The sequence below is a fragment of the Streptomyces sp. NPDC057424 genome (assembly GCF_042803315.1).
GTDB lineage: Bacteria > Actinomycetota > Actinomycetes > Streptomycetales > Streptomycetaceae > Streptomyces.
Map to the genome: position 1 here is coordinate 1 of NZ_JBHVCP010000001.1, position 6,987 is coordinate 6,987.

Here is a 6,987-nt window from a genome sequence, read left to right on the forward strand (position 1 = left end):
GCCCGCACACCCTCCCTCGAGGGTGCGCGGGCCGCCGTCGTGTACGGGGTCCTTCGGGTTACGCCGCCACCGGCTGCTTCGCCGCCGGTGCCGTGGCCGCAGCCGAGCCCTGAGCGGAGGCACTCTGGGCCGGCTTGCGCATGCTCTTCAGCAGGACGACCAGACCGGCCGTGACGGCCGTACCAGCCGCGATCGCGAGCAGGTACAGGAACGGCCTGCCGATCAGCAGAGTGACCCAGACACCTCCGTGCGGGGCACGCAGGGTCGAACCGAACGCCATGGTCAGCGCGCCGGTGACCGCGCCGCCCGCCATGGAGGCCGGGATGACGCGCAGCGGGTCAGCGGCGGCGAACGGGATCGCACCCTCGGTGATGAATGAGGCGCCCAGGACCACGGCGGCCTTGCCGTTCTCCCGCTCCGCCGGAGTGAACAGCTTCTTGCGCACGAAGGTCGCCAGGGCCATCCCGAGCGGGGGCACCATACCGGCCGCCATCACAGCCGCCATCACCTTCATCGCCGAGCTGCTGGGGTCTGCCGTCGAGATGCCGGATGTGGCGAAGGTGTAGGCGACCTTGTTGACGGGACCGCCGAGGTCGAAGCACATCATCAGGCCGAGGAGCGCGCCGAGCACGATCGCGTTGCTGCCGGACAGGCCGTTCAGCCAGTCGGTCATGCCCTTCTGGGCCTGGGCGATGGGCTTGCCGATGACGACGAACATCAGGAACCCGACGATCGCCGAGGAGATCAGCGGGATCACCACCACCGGCATGATGCCGCGGAGGACTGGCGGGATGTTGATCCGCTGGATGCCGAGGACCACACCACCGGCGATCAGACCGGCCACCAGGCCGCCGAGGAAACCGGCGCCGATCGCCACGGAGATGGCGCCACCGACGAAGCCGGGCACCAGACCGGGCCGGTCGGCCATGCCGTAGGCGATGTAGCCGGCGAGGACCGGGACGAGGAAGCCGAAGGCGACCGCGCCGATCTGGAACAGCAGGGCGCCCCAGCTGTCGGCCTGGCCCCATTGGAACTGCTCGATGACGGGCTTGGCCTTGTCGATCTCCCAGCCGCCGATCGCGAAGCCGAGGGCGATCAGCAGACCGCCCGCGGCGACGAACGGCACCATGTAACTGACGCCGGACATCAGCCACTTGCGCAGCTTGGTGCCGTAGCCCTCGCCGGATTCGCCGGCGCGCTCCACCGGAGTGGCCGGGGCGGATCCGGAGGTGACCTCGCCGCGCGCGGCCTTCTCGCGGACCTCGGCGATGAGCTCGGCCGGGCGGTTGATGCCTGCCTTCACACCGACGTCGACGGTCGGCTTGCCGGCGAACCGTTCCTTCTCCCGGACGGGCACGTCGTGGGCGAAGATCACGGCGTCCGCCGCCGCGATGACCTGCGGGTCGAGCCGGGTGAAACCGGCCGAGCCCTGGGGCTCGACGGCGAGTTCGACGCCCGCCTCCCGGCCGGCGTTCTCCAGCGACTCGGCCGCCATGTAGGTGTGGGCGATGCCGGTGGGGCAGGAGGTGACGGCGACGATGCGGAACGGGCGCTCCTCGCCCCCGGCGGTGCCGCCTGCTTCGCCGGTGACCGTGGCGGCGGCGGGAGAGGCCGCTCCCGCCGACGCCACGGGGTCTTCGGAGCCCGCGTCGGCGGGCGTGTCCGGCTCGGCGGCCGCATCCGGCTCGTCGCCGCGGATCAGGGCCGCAGCGGCCGGCGCGTCGCTCACCGCGCGCAGGGCGTCGGTGAACTCGCTGTTCATCAGCTGCCGGGCCAGCGACGAGAGGATCGTCAGATGGGCGTCGTCCGCGCCGGCCGGCGCGGCGATCAGGAAGATCAGGTCGGCGGGGCCGTCCGCGGCGCCGAAGTCGATGCCGCCGGCGCTGCGTCCGAAGGCGAGCGTCGGCTCGGTGACGTGCTCGCTGCGGCAGTGCGGGATGCCGATGCCGCCGTCGAGTCCGGTCGGCATCTGGGCCTCGCGGGCGGCCACGTCGGCGAGGAAGCCGTCCAGGTCGGTCACCCGGCCCAGGGCCACCATGCGTTCGGCGAGGGCACGGGCCGCCGCTTCCTTGGTGTCGGCGGACAGGTCGAGATCGACCAGGTCCGCCGTGATCATGTCGCTCATCGCGGGCTCCTTAGCACGCGTATCGCCCGGTGGGAGGGGTGGGCGGGAGGGGGACGGGGGTGCGGTGGGGGGTGACGGGGGTGGAGGCGGGGCCGGACGGTAACGGGGAGGGGGGCCGCCGCTCGCGCGTCGCTCCGGGCGGCTCGTCGTACGTCATGACACCGGCTCCTTCAGCACACGGTCCGCCGGGACCTCGGTAGTGACCGTCACCGCAGCCGGGTCCAGGTCCCGGGGGGTCGGCATGACGCTGCCGGGCAGCTGGACGGCCGCAGCGCCGTGCGCGACCGCGGAGGCCAGGGCTTCGGGGCCGTTGCCGCCGGCGATCAGGAAGCCGGCGAGGGAGGAGTCCCCGGCGCCCACGTTGCTGCGGACGGCGGCCACGCGGGCGCTGCCGAACCAGGCGCCCTCGTCGGAGACGAGCAGCTGCCCGTCGGCGCCCAGGCTCGCGAGGACGGCCCGGGCCCCCATCTCACGCAGTTCCTCGGCGGCCTTGACGGCGTCGCCGACGGTGGCGAGGGGGCGGCCGACGGCTCCGGCGAGCTCCTCGGCGTTCGGCTTGACCACGTCCGGCCGCTCGCGCAGGGCCGCGAGCAGCGCGGGACCGGAGGTGTCCAGGGCGATCCGCGCCCCGGCGGCGTGCGCGCGGGCGACCAGCTCGGCGTACCAGGAGGGGACGAGTCCACGGGGGAGGCTGCCGCAGCAGGCGATCCAGGCGGCGTCGCGGGACTGCTGTCGCACGGTCTCCAGGAGCAGTTCCCGCTCGGCCCCGGACAGTTCCGGGCCGGGCGCGTTGATCTTCGTCAGCACGCCGTCGGATTCCGCGAGGGCGATGTTGGAGCGGGTGGCCCCGGCGACCGGGACCGGCGCGACCTCGATGCCCTGCTGGTCGAGCAGGTCGGCGACGAGGGCGCCCGGGGCGCCGCCCAGGGGCAGGACCGCCACCGTGCGCTGCCCCGCCGCGGCGACGGCACGCGAGACGTTCACGCCCTTGCCGCCCGGGTCCATCCGCTCGCCGGTGGCGCGGATGACCTCGCCGCGGTCGAGGGACGGCACCTCGTAGGTGCGGTCCAGGGACGGGTTCGGGGTGACGGTGAGGATCATGCGCGCACTACTTCCGTGCCGCCGCGCTCGATCGCGACGGTGTCTTCGGGGCTCAGCCCGCTGTCGGTGATCAGCAGGTCCACATCGCTCAGGTCGCCGAAGCGGGCGAAGTGCTCCTGGCCGTGCTTGGAGGAGTCGGCGAGCAGCACCACGCGGCGGGCGGCGGCCACGGCCGCGCGCTTCACGGCGGCTTCGGCGAGGTCGGGGGTGGTCAGGCCGTGTTCGGCGGAGAAGCCGTTGGCGGCCACGAACAGCACGTCGGCGCGGATCTCGCCGTACGCCCTGAGCGCCCAGGCGTCCACGGCGGCGCGCGTACGGTGCCGTACGCGCCCCCCGATGAGGTGGAGCTGGATGCCGGGGTGGTCGGCGAGACGGGCCGCGATGGGGAGGCTGTGGGTGACGACGGTGAGGGAGGCCTCCGGCGGGAGGGCGGCGGCCATCCGGGCCACCGTCGTCCCGGCGTCGAGGATCACCGTGCCCTCGCCGGGCAGTTCCGCGAGGGCCGCCTTGGCGATGCTGTCCTTCTCGTCGGGGGCGGTCGTCTCGCGCTCGGCGAGGTCCGGCTCGAAGTCGAGACGCCCGGCCGGGATGGCCCCGCCGTGCACCCGGCGGACCAGACCGGCACGGTCCAGGGCCTTCAGATCTCGGCGGATCGTCTCCGCCGTCACCTGGAACTCCTCGGCCAGCGACACGACGTCCACTCGGCCGCCGTCACGGGCGAGCCGGAGGATCTCCTGCTGCCGCTCCGGTGCGTACATGTCCGTTCACCTCCGCCTCATGCCCGAACGTGTGGTTTCAGCGGGAGGCTACGCCGAGATTTCCGCAAAGTAAACAGGTTCGGACCCAATCGGGCATGATCAGAAATGCGAACGGGCTCGGCACCCAGATGCCGAGCCCGCCGAAACCGCCGTCCCGCTCTCAGGAGACCAGTGCCGGTTCCTTCCCCTCCACCGGCGCCGGCTCCCCCTCCACATGCTGTGCGGGCCGCTTCGGCAGCGCGAACATCAGCAGGAAGATGGCGCCCATCACCGCGGCCACCCAGCCCAGCGCGTTCTGGAAGGCATCCGCGAAGGCCGGACCGATCTGCTCGCGCCGCAGGTCGTCGGAGATCGTGCCGAAGAAGACCACCGACACCAGGCCGAGACCCAGCGCGTTGCCCATCTGCTGCACGGTGTTGATGAGCCCCGACGCCGAGCCTGCGTGCTCGCGCGGCACCTCCGAGAGGATCGCGTCCGTCAGCGGCGCGACGATCAGGCCCATGCCCACGCCCATCACGACGAGCGGCAGAGCCATCTGCCAGGGCGCTATGGCGAGGCCGTAGTGCCCGGACTCCCAGATGTAGAGCAGCACCCCGGCCGCCATCACCAGCGCGCCCGCCTGGAGCACCTTGCGCCCGAAGCGCGGGACCAGCTTCTGCACCGACATCCCGGCGGCCACCGACACCGCGATCGAGAACGGCACCCCGGTCAGCCCGGCCTTCAGCGGGCTCCAGCCCAGTCCGGTCTGCATGTACAGCGTCCACACCAGGAAGAACACGCCGAGCCCGACCCCGAAGACGGTCTGCACGGCGATCCCGGCCGCGAAGCTCTTGACCCTGAACAGCGACAGCTCGACCAGCGGGGAACCGTCCCGCGCGGCCTTGCGCCTCTCGTACGCCACCAGCGCCGCGAGGACGACGAGCGATCCGGCCATCGAGACGTACCCCCACAGCGGCCAGCCCAGCTCGCGGCCACGGGTGAGCGGGTAGATCAGCATCAGCAGGCCCAGCGTCACGAGCGCGACGCCCACCAGGTCCAGCCTCAGGGCGCGCGGCGCCTTGGACTCGGTGATGAAGCGGCTGCCGAGGATCAGGCCGGCGACACCCACGGGCAGGTTGATCAGGAAGATCGACCGCCATCCCCAGCCGAACAGGTTCCACTCGGTCAGCAGCGCGCCGAGCAGCGGACCGGACACGGCCCCGAGACCGACGACCGCGCCGAACAGCCCGAACACCTTGCCCCGTTCGTGCGCCGGGAAGGTCGCGTGCACGATCGACAGCACCTGCGGCACCATCAGCGCCGCCATGCCGCCCTGCAGGATCCGCGAGGCGACCAGCATCTCCGGGTTCACCGCGAGGCCGCACAGCGCGGAGGCGACGGTGAACCCGCCGATGCCGACGAGGAAGATCCGCTTGCGGCCGTGGATGTCGCCGAGCCGTCCGCCGGTGATCAGCCCGGCGGCGAAGGCGAGCGCGTATCCGGCGGTGATCCACTGGATCTGGCTGAAGGAGGCGCCCTCCTCCCGCTGGATCGACGGGATGGCGATGTTGACGATCGTCACGTCGACGAGGTCCATGAAGGCCGCGGTCATCACGATCGCGAGGGCGAACCAGCGCCGGCGGTCGGTCCCGCCGCCCGCCGTGCCGAGGGTGGTGTCGGTGGAGGTCATGCTGAGACGTTAAACCCCTATTAGGTCAGGTCATGTCCTACTGGTGCGGCATCCTCGTCGGTATGACGACGGACACTCCGGCCCGGCTGCTGACGCTCCTCTCCCTCCTCCAGACGCCCCGCGAATGGCCCGGCGGCGAGCTCTCCGAGCGCCTCGGGGTCTCACGCCGCACGGTCCGGCGGGACATCGACCGGCTGCGCGAACTCGGCTACCCCGTGCAGGCGACCAAGGGCTCCGACGGCGGCTACCGGCTGGTCGCCGGCAAGGCCATGCCACCACTCGTGCTCGACGACGAGGAGGCCGTGGCCATCGCGGTCGGACTGCGCGCCGGGGCGGGGCACGCGGTGGAAGGGCTGGACGAGGCCTCGGTGCGGGCGCTGGCCAAGCTGGAGCAGGTCCTGCCGGGCCGGCTGCGCCACCGCGTGACCACCCTGCAGGCCGCGACCACACCGCTGACCAGCGGCGACGGGCCTAGTATCGCACCCGAGACCCTGACCGTCATGGCCTCCACGGCGGCCGGGCACGAGCGGCTGCGGTTCGCCTACCGGGCCGCGGACGGCACCGAGTCGCGGCGCCTGACGGAGCCGTACCGGCTGGTGTCGACGGGCCGCCGCTGGTACCTCGTGGCGTACGACATCGACCGGGACGACTGGCGTACCTTCCGCGTCGACCGGGTGAGCGAGCCGTTCGCCACCGGGGCGCGGTTCGTGCCGCGCGAACTCCCGACGGGAGACGCGGCGGAGTACCTGCGGCGTTCGATGCAACGGCAGCAGCAGTCCTACGACTTCGAGGTCACGTTCGCCGCACCGGCCGAGTTCGTCGCCGCCCGGGTGCCCCACTGGCTGGGTACGCCCGAGCCGTTGGACGACGGCAGTTGCCGGCTGCGGGGGTCCGTCGGGGACGCGGTGCAGTGGGTGGCGTTCCGGCTGGCGATGCTGGAGTGCGACTTCGTGGTGCACGAGCCGGAACAACTCGTCACGGCCGTACGGGAGTTGGGGGCGCGGCTGAGCAGGGCGGCCGGCGGACGGGACGCCGGCGGGGTGTGAGCCGGCACGTCATGACCCCCACGGGAAGTCCCGCAGTGCCGCGAGATTGCGCAGGGCGAGTCCGGCCGGACCGTCCGGGCCCTCGACGGGCCCGTCCCCGGCTGCCCAGGCTTCCAGGGCGGCTCGCACGGCGGCACTCGCCACGGCGGCGGCGAAGCGCAGCTCAGGGCCGGCGGCGGAGGGCGGAGCAGGTGCCGCGGCGGAGGCCGGGGCGGAGGCCCGGGCAGATGGCGCGGCGGAGGCCGGGGCGGAGGCCCGGGCAGATGGCGCGGCGGAGGCCGGAGCAGG

General features: G+C 72.8%; 5 protein-coding genes and 1 pseudogene. 1 reads left to right on the top strand and 5 read right to left on the bottom strand.

All coding sequences use genetic code 11. The features are described from left to right. Positions 1-58: 58 nt before the first annotated feature. The 4 genes from ACFU3E_RS00005 to ACFU3E_RS00020 all read right to left on the bottom strand — a co-directional run bounded on the left by ACFU3E_RS00005 (position 59) and on the right by ACFU3E_RS00020 (position 5,653). Positions 59-2,125, bottom strand: coding sequence for a fructose-specific PTS transporter subunit EIIC (locus ACFU3E_RS00005; RefSeq protein WP_384149499.1), 2,067 nt, complete (start codon positions 2,123-2,125; stop codon positions 59-61). 153 nt (positions 2,126-2,278) lie between these two features. Then, positions 2,279-3,226 carry a 1-phosphofructokinase gene (gene pfkB, locus ACFU3E_RS00010; protein ID WP_384149502.1) on the bottom strand — a complete coding sequence of 316 codons (948 nt, stop codon included), beginning with the start codon at positions 3,224-3,226 and terminating at the stop codon, positions 2,279-2,281. Further along, positions 3,223-3,984: a DeoR/GlpR family DNA-binding transcription regulator gene (locus ACFU3E_RS00015; protein ID WP_384149505.1), complete on the bottom strand. Its 762-nt coding sequence runs from the start codon at positions 3,982-3,984 to the stop codon at positions 3,223-3,225. The genes pfkB and ACFU3E_RS00015 overlap by 4 nt, the downstream gene beginning before the upstream one ends. 160 nt (positions 3,985-4,144) lie before the next feature. Beyond that, positions 4,145-5,653, bottom strand: coding sequence for an MFS transporter (locus ACFU3E_RS00020; RefSeq protein ID WP_384149508.1), 1,509 nt, complete (start codon positions 5,651-5,653; stop codon positions 4,145-4,147). A gap of 62 nt (positions 5,654-5,715) precedes the next feature. Here ACFU3E_RS00020 and ACFU3E_RS00025 point away from each other — a divergent pair, with 62 nt between their 5' ends. Continuing rightward, complete coding sequence (locus tag ACFU3E_RS00025; protein ID WP_384149511.1) at positions 5,716-6,699, top strand: helix-turn-helix transcriptional regulator; 984 nt, start codon at positions 5,716-5,718, stop codon at positions 6,697-6,699. 9 nt (positions 6,700-6,708) lie between these two features. Here the strand turns inward: ACFU3E_RS00025 and ACFU3E_RS00030 are convergent. Continuing rightward, positions 6,709-6,987, bottom strand: a pseudogene (locus ACFU3E_RS00030) (TetR family transcriptional regulator); the annotation flags it as partial.

What these genes read in the sequence shown, in the direction of transcription:
- ACFU3E_RS00005 (WP_384149499.1), bottom strand. Translation starts at nt 2,125, where the DNA reads ATGAGCGACATGATCACGGCGGACCTGGTCGATCTCGACCTGTCCGCC.
- ACFU3E_RS00015 (WP_384149505.1), bottom strand. Translation starts at nt 3,984, where the DNA reads ATGTACGCACCGGAGCGGCAGCAGGAGATCCTCCGGCTCGCCCGTGAC.
- ACFU3E_RS00025 (WP_384149511.1), top strand. Translation starts at nt 5,716, where the DNA reads ATGACGACGGACACTCCGGCCCGGCTGCTGACGCTCCTCTCCCTCCTC.
- ACFU3E_RS00020 (WP_384149508.1), bottom strand. Translation starts at nt 5,653, where the DNA reads ATGACCTCCACCGACACCACCCTCGGCACGGCGGGCGGCGGGACCGAC.
- pfkB (WP_384149502.1), bottom strand. Translation starts at nt 3,226, where the DNA reads ATGATCCTCACCGTCACCCCGAACCCGTCCCTGGACCGCACCTACGAG.